The sequence below is a fragment of the Pseudomonas sp. NPDC098740 genome, assembly GCF_044760065.1.
GTDB lineage: Bacteria > Pseudomonadota > Gammaproteobacteria > Pseudomonadales > Pseudomonadaceae > Aquipseudomonas > Aquipseudomonas rossensis.
Genome location: NZ_JBIWAM010000032.1, coordinates 1 through 15,923, shown reverse-complemented (window position 1 = coordinate 15,923; position 15,923 = coordinate 1). Strand labels below are relative to the sequence as shown.

The window sequence follows — 15,923 nt, the reverse complement described above, 5'->3', positions numbered from 1 at the left end:
CGGTTCTCACAAAAACAGTCAGTCAGTCGTTGAGCAAGCGCCCGTGACGCAGCGCTTCGCGCCCCGCCACCTTGGCCAGCCAGAAACCGGGTTGGGCATAACGCAGCCGTTCAATGGCAAACAGCACCCCGGACGTACCAGCACACACCGTGCTGACCCGATCCGATAACGGATCGATCACTTCGAAAATCTCATCGCCGGCTTCAATCCATTCACCGGGTTTACGCAAGAAACTGATCACGCCAGGGTGTGGCGCGAACAGTAATTCGGTGCCTTCGAACGGCATGCCTTCGCACGCGTCCTGCGCAGGCTTCGGCCATTCGCCACTGATCAAGCCTTGCTCGGCGAGGAACGCCAGAATGCCTTCGGCGTAAGCCATCGCCTCTGGGCGACCGGTATCGGCCTGACCACCTAATTCAATGGTAGTCGCCAGGCAGGCCAAGGGAATCTGCGCATCAGGAAACAGACGCGACAGACGCAACCACGGCAGCGAGCAAGCTTCGTCAAACGAACTGCCGCCAGAATCTTCCGCCAGCAGCCCCACCTTTACGTTCAGGTGCGCGGCCAACGAACGCCATTGCGGCCAGTGTTGCGGCAAGGCGTACATGTGCAGCGCCGCTTCGGCATCGCAATGCAGATCCAGCACCACGTCAGCGGTGCAGGCATGGCTGAGCAAAATGCGCTGCATGCCTTGCAACTGACTGGCGGCGGGCGGCAATGCGGCGAGCACATCGCTCATGGCCTGACGGATCAGCTGAATATTGGCGTGCGGATCATCACCCAGGTGCCCTTCCAGCTCGGCGGCCACTGGCGCGCTGAGCTCGACGAAATCCCGGTTGAAGTTCTTGCCGCTGCCCGCCTCGAAACGCCCTTGATGACTGCCCTGAAGCAGTTGGCCGAGGCCCAGTGGATTGGCCACCGGCACCAGTTCGATCACACCGTTGAGCAAGCCTTGGGCTTCGAGTTCGGTCAGGCGCTTTTTCAGCTCCCAAGCCGTACGCATGCCCGGCAATTCATCGGCGTGCAGGCTGGCCTGGATGTAGGCCTTGCGCTCGCCACTTCCGAAGCGGAACACCGAAATCTGGCGTTCGCTGCCCAGGTGGCTCCACGGCAATGCATGATCGATGCGTTCCATATCAGTGCTTCCGCGGGGCCAGATAGCCCAGCCAGCGGCGCTCGGCCAGTTTGAACATCCGCACCAGAATGAAGGTCAGGCACAGGTAGAACACGCCGGCGGTGATGTAGGCTTCAAACGGCAGGTAGAACTGAGCGTTGACCGTGCGCGCGGCACCGGTGATGTCGATCAGGGTCACGATGGACGCCAGACTGGTGGTCTGCAGCATCATGATCACTTCGTTGCTGTACTGCGGCAGTGCCCGGCGCAGGGCCGACGGCAGCAGGATGCGCTTGTACATCTTGTAGCGCGACATGCCCATCGCCTTGGCCGCTTCGATCTCACCGTTCGGCGTCGCCCGCAGGCTACCGGCGATGATTTCGGCGGTGTAGGCGCTGGTGTTGATGGCAAACGCCAGGCAAGCGCAGAACGTCGCGCTCGACAGCCAAGGCCAAAAGATGCTTTCACGCACCGCTTCGAACTGCGCCAGACCGTAGTAGATCAAAAACAGCTGCACCAGCATCGGCGTGCCGCGGATCACGTAGGTGAAAAGCCAGGCACTCATGTTCACGACAGCATTCTTCGAGACCCGCATCAGCCCCAACGGCAACGCCGCCAACAGACCGAAAAACAGCGACAGCGCGAGCAATTTGAGGGTGGTCACCAGGCCGCCGAAGTACAGCGGCAGGGCCTCCCAAATGACGTTGTAGTCGAAGATCATAGATCAGCCGCCCTTACGCCTACCGAGTAGCGCTTCTCAAGGTGACGCAATGCCAGCAACGAGACGCTGGTGATCACCAGGTACATTGCCGCCACTGCGAGGAAGAAGGTGAAAGGCTCGCGGGTGGCATCTGCCGCCTGCTTGGCCTTGAACATCATGTCTTGCAGCCCCACCACCGAAATCAGCGCGGTGGCCTTGGTCAGGACCAGCCAGTTGTTGGTGAAACCCGGAATCGCCAGGCGAATCATCTGTGGCACCAACACCCGGAAGAACACCTGAAAACTGCTCATGCCGTACGCCATGCCCGCTTCTGCCTGACCTTTGGGGATCGCCATGAAGGCACCACGGAAGGTTTCCGACAGGTACGCACCGAAGATGAAGCCCAGGGTGCCGATACCGGCGGCCAACGGGTTCAGGTCGATGTAGTCGTCAAAACCGAGCATCGGCGCGACGCGGTTGAGCAGGTCCTGACCACCGTAAAAAATCAGCAGGATCAGCACCAGGTCGGGAATACCGCGGATCACCGTGGAATACAGGTCGCCCAGCCAGGCCAGCCAGCGAATCGGGGACAGACGCAGCGCAACGCCGATCAGACCCAGAACAACGGCCAAGACCATGGACGACAAGGCGAGCTGAAGCGTCAGCCATGCGCCATCGAGGATGACAGCCCCGTAGCCTTTCAACATGATTCAGGTCCTCGAAAAGGGGGATGAAAAAATGGCGCAAACCTCAGAGATCCTGTTGCTTGCGCCATTTCGGACTTGTCGCCGGGACGTGTTACTTGCCGTAGATATCGAAGGCGAAGTATTTGTCCTGGATTTGCTTGTACTTGCCGTTCTCGCGAATGGCGGTGATCGCGGTGTTGATCTTGTCTTTCAGCGCGTCACCCTTGCGAACCGCAATACCTACGCCGTCGCCGAAGTATTTGACGTCGGTGAAGGCCGGACCAACGAAGGCGAAACCTTTGCCGGCGTCGGTTTTCAGGAAACCGTCATCCAGCAGCGTAGCGTCTGCCACGGTGCCGTCGAGGCGGCCGGCAGCGACGTCGAGGTAAATTTCGTTCTGCGAACCGTAAGGCTTGATCTCGGCACCCAGCGGGGCCAGGACTTCGCGGGCGAAACGCTCGTGGATCGAACCACGTTGCACGCCGATGTTCTTGCCCTTGAGCTCAGCCAGGCTGTCGCTGACTGGAGTGCCGGCCTTCATGACCAGGCGAGCCGGGGTGTTGTAGTACTTGTTGGTGAAGTCCACGGACTTCTTGCGGTCTTCAGTGATCGACATGGACGACAGGATCGCGTCGATCTTGCGCACTTTGAGTGCCGGGATCAGACCGTCGAACTCTTGCTCGACCCATACGCACTTGACCTTCATCTCTTCGCACAGAGCGTTGCCGATGTCGTAGTCGAAACCAACGATGCTGCCGTCCGGCGCTTTGGAAGCGAACGGAGGGTAAGCCGCTTCGATACCAATTTTCAGAGGCTTTTCATCGGCGAATGTCGGCAGGGACAGCACGGACAGTGCCAGGGCGCCAAGCAGCACGAGTTTCTTCATCTTGGGACTCCATCGGTAAAGGGCTAAAACGGCAGAGTGAGCGACAGCCCAATATGCGAATGAGTGGAACCGCAAAGCGGTGCTGCGTTGCAGGAATCGCGCGCTTTTTTCAACGCGAGCAACAACGAGCGAGTGATCGGCATTCTAACGACAGGCCCGAAGCCGATATTTCTTCAATGCGACAACTAATTACAGAAGCACCGAGAAAGCCGCTTGGGCGCGTTGACAGCCTTGCAAATTCATGCAAGAGCAAAAGACAGTGAACCGATCTATGTTGCAAATTGCGGGCCTATTATTGGCAAACCCTTCTAATCCGGCAAGCGCAGCGTTGTGTCTTATTTTTCATAGGGGCTGGAGCAGCCCGAAGATGGGGCTTTGCGTTTCCCAATGCCCCGTATCGGAGCGAGCGGTTACACATTTAGTCACTTTCCTGAAGGCGGGTAACAGTGGGAAATGGCCTATAGGCTAAGCCGATAATTATTCGACGTTGTTGATGTCGTGTCTGACAGATCGCTATCGCGAGCAAGCTCGCTCCCACAGGGGATCTGCGTCTGACACACAATCTTTGGCCACCGGAGATCCACTGTGGGAGCGAGCTTGCTCGCGATGAGGCCCGAACAACCACCACAAAAACATCAGGCCATAAAAAGCCCCGCCAGGCGCAATGCCGGGCGGGGCTTCCATGACTCAGGAACGACGGGTTAAGCGACGTTCATGATCTTGTGTTCATCAATCAAATGCTGCACCACACCCGGATCCGCCAGGGTGGAGATATCCCCCAACCCATCGTATTCGGCCGTAGCAATCTTGCGCAGGATGCGGCGCATGATTTTGCCCGAACGGGTTTTCGGCAGGCCCGGCGCCCACTGGATGACATCCGGCGAAGCAATCGGACCGATCTCTTTACGGACCCAGTTTTTCAGCTCAAGTCGCAGCTGCTCGCTCGGCTCTTCGCCACCGATCAACGTGACATAGACATAGATGCCCTGCCCTTTGATGTCGTGCGGCACACCAACCACGGCTGCTTCGGCGACTTTCGGGTGGGCGACCATCGCGCTTTCAATCTCGGCGGTCCCCATGCGGTGGCCGGACACGTTGAGCACGTCATCCACGCGACCGGTAATCCAGTAGTAACCGTCTTCGTCACGACGCGCACCGTCCCCGGTGAAGTACATGCCACGGAACGTCTTGAAGTAGGTATCGACGAAGCGGTCATGGTCGCCATACAGCGTACGCGCCTGGCCTGGCCAAGAATCGAGAATCACCAGGTTACCCTCGGCAACGCCTTCGAGAATGTTACCCAGGTTGTCGACCAACGCCGGCACCACGCCGAAGAATGGTCGCGCAGCAGAACCCGGCTTGAGCGCGTGCGCACCCGGCAACGGGCTCATCAGGGTCGCACCGGTTTCGGTCTGCCACCAGGTGTCGACGATCGGGCAACGGGACTGACCGACGTTCTTGTAGTACCAATCCCACGCTTCCGGGTTGATCGGCTCACCGACCGAGCCCAACAAACGCAGGCTGCTGCCATCAGCGCCTTCAACGGCGGCCTTGCCCGACGCCATCATCGCGCGGATGGCGGTGGGGGCGGTGTAGAGAATGTTGACTTTATGCTTGTCGACGATTTTCGCCACCCGGGTGATGTCCGGGTAGTTCGGCACGCCTTCGAACAGCAAGGTGGTCGCGCCATTGGCCAGGGGGCCATAGACAATATAGGTGTGGCCAGTGACCCAACCGACGTCGGCGGTGCACCAGTAGACTTCGCCCGGACGGTAGTCGAACACGCGCTCGTGGGTCATCGCCGCGTACAACAGATAGCCGGCGGTGGTGTGCTGTACACCCTTCGGCTTACCGGTCGAACCGGAGGTATAAAGGATGAACAGCGCTTCTTCAGCACCCATTTCTTTGGGCGCGCACACAGTGCCTGCCACTTTCATCAGGTCTTCGTACCAGATGTCGCGATGCTGGTTCCACTTGATGTCGCCACCGGTGCGCTTGCACACGATGACTTTCTGAATGCTGCTGGTTTCCGGGTTGGTCAGCGCGTCGTCGACGTTGGACTTGAGCGGGATCTTCTTGCCGGCACGAATGCCTTCATCAGCAGTGATCACCACTTTGGATTTGCAGTCGATGATCCGACCCGCCAGGGCTTCCGGCGAGAAACCACCGAACACTACCGAGTGAATCGCGCCGATCCGGGTGCACGCCAGCATGGCGACCACGGCTTCGGGGATCATCGGCATATAGATAGTCACCACGTCGCCGCGGTGCACATCCTGGCCACGCAGGGCGTTGGCGAACTTGCAGACTTGTTCGTGCAGCTCGCGGTAGGTGATGTTGCGGCTTTCGGCAGGGTCATCCCCTTCCCAAATGATCGCGACTTGATCGCCGCGCTCGGCCAGATGACGGTCGAGGCAGTTGTAGGAAACGTTCAGGGTGCCGTCGGCGAACCATTTGATGTCGACATGGTGATCGTCGAAGGAAGTCTGTTTCACCGTGGTGAAAGGCTTGATCCAGTCGAGGCGCTTGGCTTGCTCGCGCCAGAAGCCGTCCGGGTTAACGACGGACTGCTGGTACATGGCCTTGTAGGTCGCCTCATCAGTCAGCGTGTTGGCCGCAACCTCGGGACGAACGGGATACAGAGAAGCCGCACTCATCTTTGTTACCTCGGTGGAATAGTTGTTTTTGTATGACCCAGTTGTAGCCGGGCCGGGCCTATAGAACCATTCGACGATGGTAGTAACAAGCCCCTACTAAATGTCGTGACTATTCCCACAGGTTTTGTGCAAACGCTCTATTCCGGCCGCCAACGGCCAATGTAGGAGCTGCCGAAGGTTCGGGCCGCGTTCGGACGATCTTTTGATCTTCGAGGACCGCCAAGATCAAAAGATCGCAGCCTGCGGCAGCTCCTACAGGGATTGTTACGAAATTCGCCAAAGGTGTTTATCAAAAGCACGCCTATATGAATGTAAACCCCACGCCTAAAATCAGCCTCGCCAACCAGGCAACGTGATTAACCAAGTTGCAGCCCCCACGAAGGCAGTTAATCCAAAACCTAGTACTTAAGTTCTACACGCAACCCCAAAAAGGTTGCGTGCCCCCATTCGACCTCTAAAAGGTAAATTTGAAATGAAAGCTTTATTAGTTCTGGCCCTCAGCAGCCTGTGCGCAACCGCCATGGCAGACGAGGTCCCGACTGATGTCGCGCAGCAGCAACCCGCCATCGAGGAATACACTTACTCCACCCACCTGGACATCGCCAAAGTTATCTCCATGAGCGAAATCCCGAACGTTTGCGAAGTTGTTCCGGCGAAAATGGAATACGACGACTCCAAAGGCCAACGCCACATTCTTCGTTACAGCGTTATGGGTAACGGCTGCTCTAACGGCTAATCACCCGCTCTCACCCTCCCAAGATTCGACCCACTCGCCCGCTATTTAGGGCAGATGAAGCGCCGAACCTTACATATCTAGTTATACGATTGATTTAAGCGTTTATTTGCGCTTTTTAATCAAATTAGCTGGCGTAGTATGAATTCCACACCCAAGGCACAAAACGCCAACGACCTGGAGCCACTACCATGAAAACCAAACTGATCCTCGCCCTGACCCTCTCTGTCCTGGCCGCTAACACCTTCGCCGCTGACGGCTACGACCGCACTGGCTCGGCTGCTTACAGCACGCAAGCGGCTGTCGCTTCTGATGGTTACGACCATACCGGTTCGGCGTCTTTCGCCTCCGATGGCTCCGACCACACGGGCGCTGCCAAACTCGCTTCTGACGGTTTTGATCGCACTGGCGCCGCCAAACTGGCTGCCGATGGCGCAGATCACGTTGGTGCCGCTCGCTTCAGCTGATCATCAAGCGTGACTTTACAGCCCGACTTCGGTCGGGCTTAGTTGTGTCTGGAGCCATCGAAAACCGACTCAAAACACAACATGTAGTGAAAAAGGCGATTTTTGATTGTTTTTTGAACAGAAATAATCACGAGCCAAAACTTATAAAAAAAAAATCTGCAGCCGCGATTGCAGCCAAAGCCCTGTAATCCCTCACTCCGGCCTGAAAACCGCCCCCCGCCAACCGTTCGCAGTGCCGATTCGTCGCACCACGTGGCCAAAAATTTCCTTATAATGCGGCGTAAATCGGGCCTGCAATATTCCCTTACACGGGGAACACGCCAGTCTGAAGCCCACGCAGAAGCTGTTCACATTTTCTGCGCCCGTCAGTGGCCTCAGAACACCCGTACAAAATTCTGTTTATTGCCTGCGTTGTACTGCTGCAAAAAACGATTTCCTTTAGATCCAACGCGGCCAGTACGGCCGTGTGAAAAACCAACCTATCAGTTTTCACACGGGCATCTGGCCCTCACGCAGGAGACGACACGTCATGCTGAGCTGGGACGAATTCGACAAAGAAGACAGCGGCGAAACCGTTGTAAAAGGCGCCAACGCTGGGCACGCAACTGAAGCCAACATGGACCGCCTCGACACCGCTGGTGGCGTCGCGGCTCAAGAAGCCCGCGCTGTAACCGCGTCCGACTCCGCCGCAATCGCCCGTGCAAAAGCTGCCCTGGACAACCTCGACATCGCCGAAGGCCTCGCCGAACTCGAAGGCGCCTCCGCCCGTGTGGCTGTCGACGAAAAGCGCATGATCAACTGCCGCGCCGACCTCAACCAACTCGTACCGTTCAAGTACGACTGGGCCTGGCAGAAGTACCTGGACGGTTGCGCAAACCACTGGATGCCGCAAGAAGTCAACATGACCGCCGACATCGCCCTCTGGAAAGACCCGGAAGGCCTGACCGACGACGAGCGCCGCATCGTGATGCGCAACCTCGGCTTCTTCGCCACCGCCGATTCCCTGGTTGCCAACAAGCTGGTCCTGGCCCTGTACCGCCTGATCACCAACCCGCAATGCCGCCAGTACATCCTGCGCCAGGCATTCGAAGAGGCGATCCACACCCACGCCTACCAGTACTGCATCGAATCGTTGGCCATGGATGAAGGCGAGATCTTCAACATGTACCACGAGATCCCATCGGTAGCGAAAAAAGCCACCTGGGGCCTCAAATACACCCGTTCGATCTCCGATCCGAAGTTCGAAACCGGCACCGTCGAAACCGACAAAGAGTTGCTGCGCAACCTGATCGCCTACTACTGCGTTCTGGAAGGCATCTTCTTCTACTGCGGCTTCACCCAGATCCTCTCCATGGGCCGCCGCAACAAAATGACCGGCGTCGCCGAGCAGTTCCAATACATCCTGCGCGACGAATCCATGCACCTGAACTTCGGCATCGACGTGATCAACCAGATCAAAATCGAAAACCCGCACTTGTGGGACGCTGAAATGAAGGAAGAAGCTTCGCAGATGATCCTGCAGGGCACTCAGCTGGAAATCGAATACGCGCGTGACACCATGCCTCGTGGGGTGTTGGGTATGAATGCGGCGATGATGGAGGACTACCTCAAGTTCATCGCTAACCGTCGTCTGTCGCAGATCGGTTTGAAAGAAGAGTATCCAGGGACGACTAACCCGTTCCCTTGGATGAGCGAGATTATGGACTTGAAGAAAGAGAAGAATTTCTTTGAGACGAGAGTTATTGAGTATCAGACTGGTGGGGCGTTGAGCTGGGATTGATTCCCGAGCTCGCCGTGATTTGACGATTGCAATCTGAATCGAAGAATCGAAAAAGCAAAAGCCCCGATCTGATCGGGGCTTTTTACTGGGGAATGAAGATGCTTTTTTCCACCCCTACGCTACGACGCTAAAACTCCTACAGCACTTACAGCTCCGTCCGCATTGATGCCCTTTCAAAGCACCTCTAAGCTCCATTGCAGGTGCCTAAGAAACGCCCAACGTAGAAGCTTGGTCAATCACACAGACACGCAATTCACCCTTTGGTGATTTGTCGTTCGGTTGTGCGAAGGCTCTGCTCGTTGGGATTTTTTAAGTCCACTCTACGTTGGGTTCAGGCCCTCCTAAATCTACACGTAGAGGTAATGGATATGCCTGAACACGATCTACCCCGCACTTTCGCCACTCTGGAGATCAGTCATGACTGATCCCTTCTCTGTAACAGTCTTCACTCGCCACAATCTTGTCCTCCACGCCCTTCTCCTGGAAAACCAAGCTTGGTTCTGCGCCCGCGATTTTGGTCGATTGATGGGTTTTCATCTGAGTGATCGGGTGGTCAGTAAACTCGACGAAGATCAACGGCACACGTTACTGATCGACTACCACGGCCAACCGGAAAAGCGGCTGATGCTCAGCGAATCAGGCGTGTATGCGTTGCTGGTCTATCACTACGCGCCGGGGAATCGGCTGTTGCGCGAGTGGCTGACTCATCAAGTGGTGCCGGCGTTGCGCGATGCGGGGCCGTCGAAGAATGCGGATCGACCGATGTTGAGTTTGTTGGATTGGCCGGAGATGTCGTTGAGTCTGTTGCATTGGCAGGATGAAGGTTGGATTCGGTTGCGAGACATGCCTTATCTATTGCTGAATCGAACGCGAAGGCGCGTTCCAGCGGTTAAGCCTTGGTGGCGTAAGGTCTTGGAGGTGTTTCACTCTTCGAAGCATTCGGTCGGTTAGACCTTTTAGGATCGACAGAAAGAAGCGTCGCAGTTCTCTGTAGGTATTTTCGTAGACTGGCCACTCAGTATCCTCCGAGGGTTTTCAACCCTCGGAGATGTTATGAGCGTAAAGAAGAAAGAAAGCGACTGGAGCGCTCTTGAGATTAGGGCCAATTGCCTTGGCACACCGCTCAATCAGCGCTCAATTACTTCCAACCGCTGCTTCAGCCTTTCATTCACCAACGCCCCGTGCACTCCAGAATGAATTTCCCGATGACAACTTGGGCATACAGCCCCCACATAGCGTGGATGATCTAACCCACCATCTGAGAGCCGATTGACGTGATGCGGCTCTAGGTAGGGCCTGCCATCCTTCTTCATAAAAGGAGCCGGCCTCTCACAGCTCTCGCACTCCCCCTGAGCGCGCATCAGCACATAGTGCGCAACCTTACGGCTGCGCTGATAGATCTTACGAGGAGCGGATTGCCCTAACTCATCACTGCCAGGCTTACATGCAGCCAGCGCAGCCAACCGCGCAGCAGCCAGAGAGTCGGGAAGGTCAGCCTTTTCCTCATCCTCTTCAGCCTCAATCATTCCACCAGGAATGCCCACAGGGACTAATCGAAAAACAATTGCTGTCCGAGCCTGGCCGCTCACATCCGGCTGGGTTCGTTGAAACATGTCAGCGCAAGAAAACTCGCCCACGTAAGCGTAGCCATTACCTTTGCCGCGGGACTTAAACAAGTGCAGCGCTCGGCCATCATTGGCATGCTCAGCAATGGCTCGGTTGCCTCGAGTCAAAGTCATCGGCCCGCGTTGTCCTTGACCGGTATAAAAGAAGGCGCCGTCTTCCCAATGGTCGGCATACCCGTATTGCTCACCGCTATCGCCCGTGAACAAAAAAATCGCAGGATAAGTAGCGGACGCTGCAATGCCGTTTTGCAGGCTTCCACCGAACGGTCCATTGATCTCAGTTTTTCGGTCGTAAACAGCGCCCGGCGTGAACTGCAATACAGGCGCGCCCTCCCCACGCGGTAACTCCACAATAGTGAAGCCTCGCTTTTCTAGGTAACTGTTGGTCGGGTGTCCACCGGAGAACTCGCCTACGGCAATACCGGTCGCCAAAGAGACGATTTTCTTCGCCGGATACAGTTCACCGCCCGCGTGAACCGCATAACGGTGAGCTAGATTGTTTTCCCAGCCTTGCCACTCACGCCTACTCCGAAATTTATGATCAAACTCCAGCATCGCTTTGTCTATTCGTTCCTTCGAAACCGCTTTGATCGCCACGAGCGCTGCCCTTTATCGACAATTGCCGTAGGAAAATTCCTACCGTCGCCAAAGTACCAAAGGGTTTCAATACGTAACAGGGCGAATAGCCACTATTTCTAAGAGCAATTGCCTCACAGGTGACTCTCAAATCCCTCGGTGATGTCCTCGGCGGGCTTTTGAAAATCCGCATAAATTCGGATTTTTCCCTTCAACCGCCCCGGCTTACGTGCCCGAGATGTTTTGATATGAGGCAGCAGGTTTAGATAGGGCTTGCCGTCCTTGGTGATCACAACCGTATCGCCCCGCCAGGCAAGCTCAGCGAGTTGATCGAGTTGGGATTGTGCTTCGTGCATGTTTACTTGTAGCCGTTCAGCCATATGGCACCTCCATGGAGTTGGCCAAACTAGCTGAAGGCTGAGATTTTCGATAGGCGTGGCGCGCCTGCTCTTGGCGGTGTTCCGTTGAAGGTTGGGAACGATAATGCGTAAATCCAAATGCCCAGTGGCGTTCTTGGGTTTTTCGCGAGCAGGCTCGCTCCTACAGGGTCGGTGGTATGCCGCAGATTTTGCGGTGTGTTGAAAACATTCAGTGCAACCCACCCCACCTCCCGCTATTAATACCCTTCCCCACTCAAGGACCCGAGCCCCCATGAAATTCGACCTCGCCTACTGCCTCAGCCTCGACGACAAGCTGTCGATCTATGACGTGCGCGATTTGAATTTCGACGAAACCATGGAGTTCGATTCCGCCAAGGAACACTTCCAGTGCCCCAACGATGCCTGTCGTTTGGCCTTCGATGCGGCGAATGTGTTGACGACGTTCAACGCCAAGAACGTGAATTACGTTCGCACCCCGCACTTCAAGAACACGCCCAGCACCCGGCATGTTGCGGATTGTCCTTATGTCAGTCTCAAGGCGTCGGTGTCAGGTGTGGACGCTGACGGTGCGGAAACGGATGACAGTCGCGAGGAGCATTTCCCGTCGGAGTTGTTGCTGACGCGGCGTGAGTATGTGCGTAAGCCGTCGAACCCAGCGGTGGCGGCGGACGTGATGCGGGATGATCCGAAACCGCCTTCTGCGGCCAGTAATGTCGAGCACCCGAGTCGTGAGTCAGCACCAGACAAAACCAGTGTCTTCGCTCACCCGGTGGAGTGTTTTGTGTCGAACTTCGAGGACAAGGATCTGCTCAAGCGTATGCCGCTGAAGATTGGCGAGCACACGGCGCCCTACAGTTCTTTCTTCAAGAAAATCGAGTTTCTGCTGGACAACAAAGGGCTGATTTACTGGGGCAAGATCAAGAAAATCGAGGATTACCACAGCGCAAGTTTTCGCATCGATTTCGAACAGAAGGTCTGGTTCAAGCAACCGGACGAGGCGAAGAAGAAGCCTTACTCGGTCAACGTTTACCTGAGCAAAAAGCTGATCGACACCTACCGCAAGCGCAAAGCGTTTCTGCAAGAGATCAAACACGCTATCGAGAGCGAAAAAGAGTTGTTTTGCTTTTTCTATGGTGTGACGCCGGAGTTGAAGCAGGTACCAAGCAAGAAAAACCCCGAGCAGATGTTCGGGGTGTTCAGTGCCCATATCGAGAACTTGGATCACTTCATCATTCGTGAGGCGCCGGGGCTCAAAGGTTAAAGGACCGGGTCACGGCGTTATTGCGACGGCTCATTGCGCTTCGAGATTAAGCTGCCTTACGACCTCCCGAATCTCCCGTTTCGCTTCCTTGTGCCGCTCACGGGCTGCTTGAATGCCAAGCTCATCAAGGCCGCCGTAACGGCTTAACCAGTGAACGATCATTTCCTTATCCGGGTAGAAGTAATCCTTGTGTTCTTTACCCCCTCTCAGATAGTTGTTCATGTCGATATCGAAGCGGCCTGCCGAGAACTCGTCAGGGGGTAAAGAACCTCGTTCAGCAGCACATCCCTCAAACACCCAGGCGATGTCATTGATGTGTTTCTGCGCACCGCGATGTCCGCGTTTGTAAAACACGTACTCGCGACAACTCTCTTGGAATCGCTCCGTTATCAGTTCGTCGTTGAACCAACGAAGTATGTCGTGTTGCCCCGCATGCTGAATCACGCCGTTTATCCAACGCGTGGAAAAACGTTGAACGAAACCTTCGATGTCCGCTTTTTTCGCGTCCGCAAAAATCATGCAATAACGAGTTTTTACGTGAATGACGTACAACACATGCTTGCGTTGAACAGTGACGGCGTGAACCAGCCACTGTTCGGCTGACTCATCAGGCACATCATCTTCAATGACGGACGATGGCGGTTTGTCCACCGGGCTGATTTTTTTACCCTTATGCACGCGGCTGAAGAAGTTACTTGCCGCTTCGGTGCAATTGAAGATCCACATCCATCGTTCTCTAATAAAAGGGCTGGTGATAACCGTTTTCAGTCCTGTCGCACGATCTCTTCGACCCATTCAAGCTCATAGGGCTGGCGAACGACATCTGAGATGTAGTCCAGCGCATCTTCACTGAGCACTGATAACTCTGCGTCGGTCAGCAAGTCATGCATGACAAACAACCTTAAAGCAGTGAGAGCAGTGGAGCGGGATTGGCTGTGATGGTCAAAGGCTCGGGCCATGTCCTTGTTCCGATCATGGATCAAGCCATAGAGCATTCCATATCGAGCGTGAGCAGACAGCGCCCCGTGCAGAGTAATGGCTTTTGCATCGGCAAGAACGCCTTGGCAAAATCGATCGAGCGCAATTTTGCGCAGTTCCTTGAATTTCTTCCAGTCGCTTTCGAGGATCGACATGACATTCTCCCGAGTGAAATCTTGAACAATGCGAAGACGTATTCTTGCGAATAAAGCGAACGATTCCAACCCTACGTGGCGTACATGCTCAGCATCACCAAAACTAGCAAACCCACATATACCCGCGCATGCACCCGATCCGGTATCCGCCCAATCCACGGCGTCGCCAACCGAATCCCCACCAGCGACCCAACCGTCAAAACCGCAAACGCCATCACATCCACATAGCCGACAAACCACGGCCCAAGATCAAACTCGGTGAAACCGGCCACGGCCATGTAAGTCAGCGTCCCGGCCAGCGCCACGGGCAAACTTAGCGGATTGGCCATGGACGTCGCCTGGGACATGCTCAATCCACAACGCCGCAATAACGGCACGGTCATGACGCTGCCGCCTACGCCGAGAAACGTGGCGATGGTGCCGATTCCTACACCGCCGCCAGACTCTTCTGCCCTTCCCAATCGCCGTGGGATGGCGGTGTCGGACGCTGTAAGAAAGCCGCGTCGCAACACGCAATCGGCGATGGTCACACCCAGGTACGCGATGAAGGCATAGCGAATCACCTCGCCACTCACCCACATCGCGGAAACGGCGCCGACGATCGCGCCCAAGCCAATGAACCCGCTCAACGGCCACAGGTAATGGCGAATGAGGTTTCCGGCGCGGCGGTGTTTGCCGGTGGCGATCGTTGCGTTGACGATCATGACGCAGGTCGAGGTAGCCACAGCGATGTGCATGGCCGATTGGCCGACGGGGGCGTCTGTGCCGTGGCTGGCCATGAGCATTCGGTACAGCAATGGCACGACGACAAAGCCGCCGCCGAAACCGAACAGCACCGCGGTGATGCCGGTCATGCAGCCGAAGAGTGCCAGCAGGAGAGAGAACATGGGTGTCGTCCGTTGTTGAGAGCGGTCGACGATAGAACGATGCGCCTTGGCCTGCCTCAGCAAGTGAGCCAATAAGTTCGCGTTTACGCCAACCGCTGGGGCTGCTCGATGCGCAATGTTTCGATTGATCTGCTGGACCACACGCCACGGCCGGTGGTGGCCATCGGTACGGATTATTCCCACGGCCATTTGTTGCCTCGTCATACACATAGACGGGCGCAATTGTTGTACGGCGCCACCGGGGTGATGCAGGTCAGCACGCACGATGGCAGTTGGGTGGTGCCGCCACAGCGAGCGGTGTGGATTCCACCGGGGGTGGCGCATGAGGTACTGATGCTGGGGGTGAGCACGCGCAGTGTGTATATCGAACCGGCGGCGGTAGATCTGGGGGATCGCTGCCAGGTGATCAGCGTTTCGCCGTTGATGCGGCACTTGCTGATGGAGGCGGTGGAGATCCCGCTGGAGTATGACGAGCGCGGGCGCGACGGTACGTTGATCGGCTTGCTGCTGCATGAACTGGCGCGCAGCACTCACCTGCCGTTGCACATTCCCCTGCCCGTCGATACGCGGCTGCTCACGTTGTGCCAGGGCTTTGTGCAGCGGCCCGACGCTCACCAGTCGCCACAGCAATGGGCCGATCAGTTGCATATCAGCCTGCGCACCTTCAATCGCCTGTTCCGCCAACAGACGGGTCTGAGTTTCAGCCAATGGCGGCAGCGGGCCTGCGTGGTGCTGGCTCTGGCGCGGCTGGTGGTGGGCGAACCGGTAACGCGGATTGCTCTGGATTTTGGCTATGACAGCCCCGCTGCATTCTCGACGATGTTCCGCCGCGTACTGGGACAGGCACCGTCCGTCTGGTTGGAGGGGGCGAAGTAGTCAGCCCAAAAAAGAGAGGCCGCTGCCGTTAATACCAGCCAGTTAAGCAATTTCAGCCGCGACGCACACTTTGTAATTGGATGGACTCGCCCAAGCCGAGGCGTCAATGCGCCACGGTGGCAGTCTAATCAGCCAACGACAGCGAGGGCGAGTCCATGAAAA

General features: G+C 56.4%; 16 protein-coding genes. 6 read left to right on the top strand and 10 right to left on the bottom strand.

Annotated features, from left to right (window positions below; all coding sequences use genetic code 11):
- Positions 1–22 precede the first annotated feature (22 nt).
- The 5 genes from ACIQU2_RS26170 to acs form a co-directional block, all read right to left on the bottom strand.
- The gene (locus ACIQU2_RS26170; RefSeq protein WP_403145050.1) at positions 23–1,135 is read right to left on the bottom strand and encodes a M14 family metallopeptidase; all 1,113 of its coding nucleotides are present in this window, start codon (positions 1,133–1,135) and stop codon (positions 23–25) included.
- A 1-nt stretch (position 1,136) separates the two neighbouring features.
- Positions 1,137–1,835, bottom strand: coding sequence for an ABC transporter permease (locus tag ACIQU2_RS26165; RefSeq protein WP_347802292.1), 699 nt, complete (start codon positions 1,833–1,835; stop codon positions 1,137–1,139).
- Entirely contained in the window at positions 1,832–2,521 is a 690-nt protein-coding gene (locus tag ACIQU2_RS26160) for an ABC transporter permease (RefSeq protein ID WP_282375564.1), read from the bottom strand. The genes ACIQU2_RS26165 and ACIQU2_RS26160 overlap by 4 nt, the downstream gene beginning before the upstream one ends.
- Before the next feature lie 91 nt (positions 2,522–2,612).
- On the bottom strand, positions 2,613–3,386 hold the full coding sequence (locus ACIQU2_RS26155) for an ABC transporter substrate-binding protein (RefSeq protein ID WP_008154331.1): 774 nt from the start codon (positions 3,384–3,386) through the stop codon (positions 2,613–2,615).
- 701 nt (positions 3,387–4,087) lie between these two features.
- A complete protein-coding gene (gene acs, locus ACIQU2_RS26150) occupies positions 4,088–6,043 on the bottom strand; it encodes an acetate--CoA ligase (RefSeq protein ID WP_403145047.1) in 1,956 nt (651 codons plus the stop codon).
- Between the two features lie 472 nt (positions 6,044–6,515).
- Between acs and ACIQU2_RS26145 the strand changes: the two genes are divergently transcribed.
- The 4 genes from ACIQU2_RS26145 to ACIQU2_RS26130 all read left to right on the top strand — a co-directional run bounded on the left by ACIQU2_RS26145 (position 6,516) and on the right by ACIQU2_RS26130 (position 9,974).
- Entirely contained in the window at positions 6,516–6,779 is a 264-nt protein-coding gene (locus tag ACIQU2_RS26145; RefSeq protein WP_038979415.1) for a DUF2790 domain-containing protein, read from the top strand.
- Between the two features lie 188 nt (positions 6,780–6,967).
- Complete coding sequence (locus ACIQU2_RS26140) at positions 6,968–7,243, top strand: hypothetical protein (protein ID WP_403145042.1); 276 nt, start codon at positions 6,968–6,970, stop codon at positions 7,241–7,243.
- A gap of 529 nt (positions 7,244–7,772) precedes the next feature.
- Entirely contained in the window at positions 7,773–9,023 is a 1,251-nt protein-coding gene (locus tag ACIQU2_RS26135; RefSeq protein WP_403145040.1) for a ribonucleotide-diphosphate reductase subunit beta, read from the top strand.
- A 417-nt stretch (positions 9,024–9,440) separates the two neighbouring features.
- On the top strand, positions 9,441–9,974 hold the full coding sequence (locus ACIQU2_RS26130; protein WP_403145039.1) for a Bro-N domain-containing protein: 534 nt from the start codon (positions 9,441–9,443) through the stop codon (positions 9,972–9,974).
- Positions 9,975–10,150: 176 nt separating this feature from the next.
- On the opposite strand, the gene ACIQU2_RS26125 is transcribed toward ACIQU2_RS26130, so the two are convergent.
- Together ACIQU2_RS26125 and ACIQU2_RS26120 are read right to left on the bottom strand one after the other, a co-directional pair.
- Positions 10,151–11,245, bottom strand: coding sequence for an HNH endonuclease (locus ACIQU2_RS26125; protein ID WP_403145036.1), 1,095 nt, complete (start codon positions 11,243–11,245; stop codon positions 10,151–10,153).
- Between the two features lie 113 nt (positions 11,246–11,358).
- Complete coding sequence (locus ACIQU2_RS26120) at positions 11,359–11,604, bottom strand: type II toxin-antitoxin system Phd/YefM family antitoxin (protein ID WP_403145035.1); 246 nt, start codon at positions 11,602–11,604, stop codon at positions 11,359–11,361.
- A gap of 271 nt (positions 11,605–11,875) precedes the next feature.
- Between ACIQU2_RS26120 and ACIQU2_RS26115 the strand changes: the two genes are divergently transcribed.
- Positions 11,876–12,865 (top strand): hypothetical protein, encoded by a 990-nt coding sequence (locus ACIQU2_RS26115; protein WP_403145033.1) that lies wholly within the window; start codon positions 11,876–11,878, stop codon positions 12,863–12,865.
- Positions 12,866–12,895: 30 nt separating this feature from the next.
- Here the strand turns inward: ACIQU2_RS26115 and ACIQU2_RS26110 are convergent, their stop codons facing one another.
- From ACIQU2_RS26110 to ACIQU2_RS26100, 3 genes are all read right to left on the bottom strand, one after another.
- Positions 12,896–13,591, bottom strand: coding sequence for a DUF6933 domain-containing protein (locus tag ACIQU2_RS26110; RefSeq protein WP_403145030.1), 696 nt, complete (start codon positions 13,589–13,591; stop codon positions 12,896–12,898).
- Between the two features lie 38 nt (positions 13,592–13,629).
- Positions 13,630–13,998, bottom strand: coding sequence for a hypothetical protein (locus tag ACIQU2_RS26105; RefSeq protein ID WP_403145028.1), 369 nt, complete (start codon positions 13,996–13,998; stop codon positions 13,630–13,632).
- 71 nt (positions 13,999–14,069) lie between these two features.
- Complete coding sequence (locus tag ACIQU2_RS26100) at positions 14,070–14,885, bottom strand: sulfite exporter TauE/SafE family protein (protein WP_403145026.1); 816 nt, start codon at positions 14,883–14,885, stop codon at positions 14,070–14,072.
- 108 nt (positions 14,886–14,993) lie between these two features.
- On the opposite strand from ACIQU2_RS26100, the gene ACIQU2_RS26095 reads away from it, so the two are divergent.
- Positions 14,994–15,761: an AraC family transcriptional regulator gene (locus tag ACIQU2_RS26095; protein ID WP_403145024.1), complete on the top strand. Its 768-nt coding sequence runs from the start codon at positions 14,994–14,996 to the stop codon at positions 15,759–15,761.
- The last annotated feature ends 162 nt before the right edge of the window (positions 15,762–15,923 follow it).

Bases quoted from the DNA above. Each gene is read 5' to 3' on its own strand.
- ACIQU2_RS26100 (WP_403145026.1), bottom strand. From the start codon at position 14,885: ATGTTCTCTCTCCTGCTGGCACTCTTCGGCTGCATGACCGGCATCACC.
- ACIQU2_RS26095 (WP_403145024.1), top strand. From the start codon at position 14,994: ATGCGCAATGTTTCGATTGATCTGCTGGACCACACGCCACGGCCGGTG.
- ACIQU2_RS26160 (WP_282375564.1), bottom strand. From the start codon at position 2,521: ATGTTGAAAGGCTACGGGGCTGTCATCCTCGATGGCGCATGGCTGACG.
- ACIQU2_RS26135 (WP_403145040.1), top strand. From the start codon at position 7,773: ATGCTGAGCTGGGACGAATTCGACAAAGAAGACAGCGGCGAAACCGTT.
- ACIQU2_RS26170 (WP_403145050.1), bottom strand. From the start codon at position 1,135: ATGGAACGCATCGATCATGCATTGCCGTGGAGCCACCTGGGCAGCGAA.
- ACIQU2_RS26115 (WP_403145033.1), top strand. From the start codon at position 11,876: ATGAAATTCGACCTCGCCTACTGCCTCAGCCTCGACGACAAGCTGTCG.
- ACIQU2_RS26110 (WP_403145030.1), bottom strand. From the start codon at position 13,591: ATGTGGATCTTCAATTGCACCGAAGCGGCAAGTAACTTCTTCAGCCGC.
- ACIQU2_RS26120 (WP_403145035.1), bottom strand. From the start codon at position 11,604: ATGGCTGAACGGCTACAAGTAAACATGCACGAAGCACAATCCCAACTC.
- ACIQU2_RS26130 (WP_403145039.1), top strand. From the start codon at position 9,441: ATGACTGATCCCTTCTCTGTAACAGTCTTCACTCGCCACAATCTTGTC.
- ACIQU2_RS26105 (WP_403145028.1), bottom strand. From the start codon at position 13,998: ATGTCGATCCTCGAAAGCGACTGGAAGAAATTCAAGGAACTGCGCAAA.
- ACIQU2_RS26155 (WP_008154331.1), bottom strand. From the start codon at position 3,386: ATGAAGAAACTCGTGCTGCTTGGCGCCCTGGCACTGTCCGTGCTGTCC.
- ACIQU2_RS26140 (WP_403145042.1), top strand. From the start codon at position 6,968: ATGAAAACCAAACTGATCCTCGCCCTGACCCTCTCTGTCCTGGCCGCT.
- acs (WP_403145047.1), bottom strand. From the start codon at position 6,043: ATGAGTGCGGCTTCTCTGTATCCCGTTCGTCCCGAGGTTGCGGCCAAC.
- ACIQU2_RS26165 (WP_347802292.1), bottom strand. From the start codon at position 1,835: ATGATCTTCGACTACAACGTCATTTGGGAGGCCCTGCCGCTGTACTTC.
- ACIQU2_RS26145 (WP_038979415.1), top strand. From the start codon at position 6,516: ATGAAAGCTTTATTAGTTCTGGCCCTCAGCAGCCTGTGCGCAACCGCC.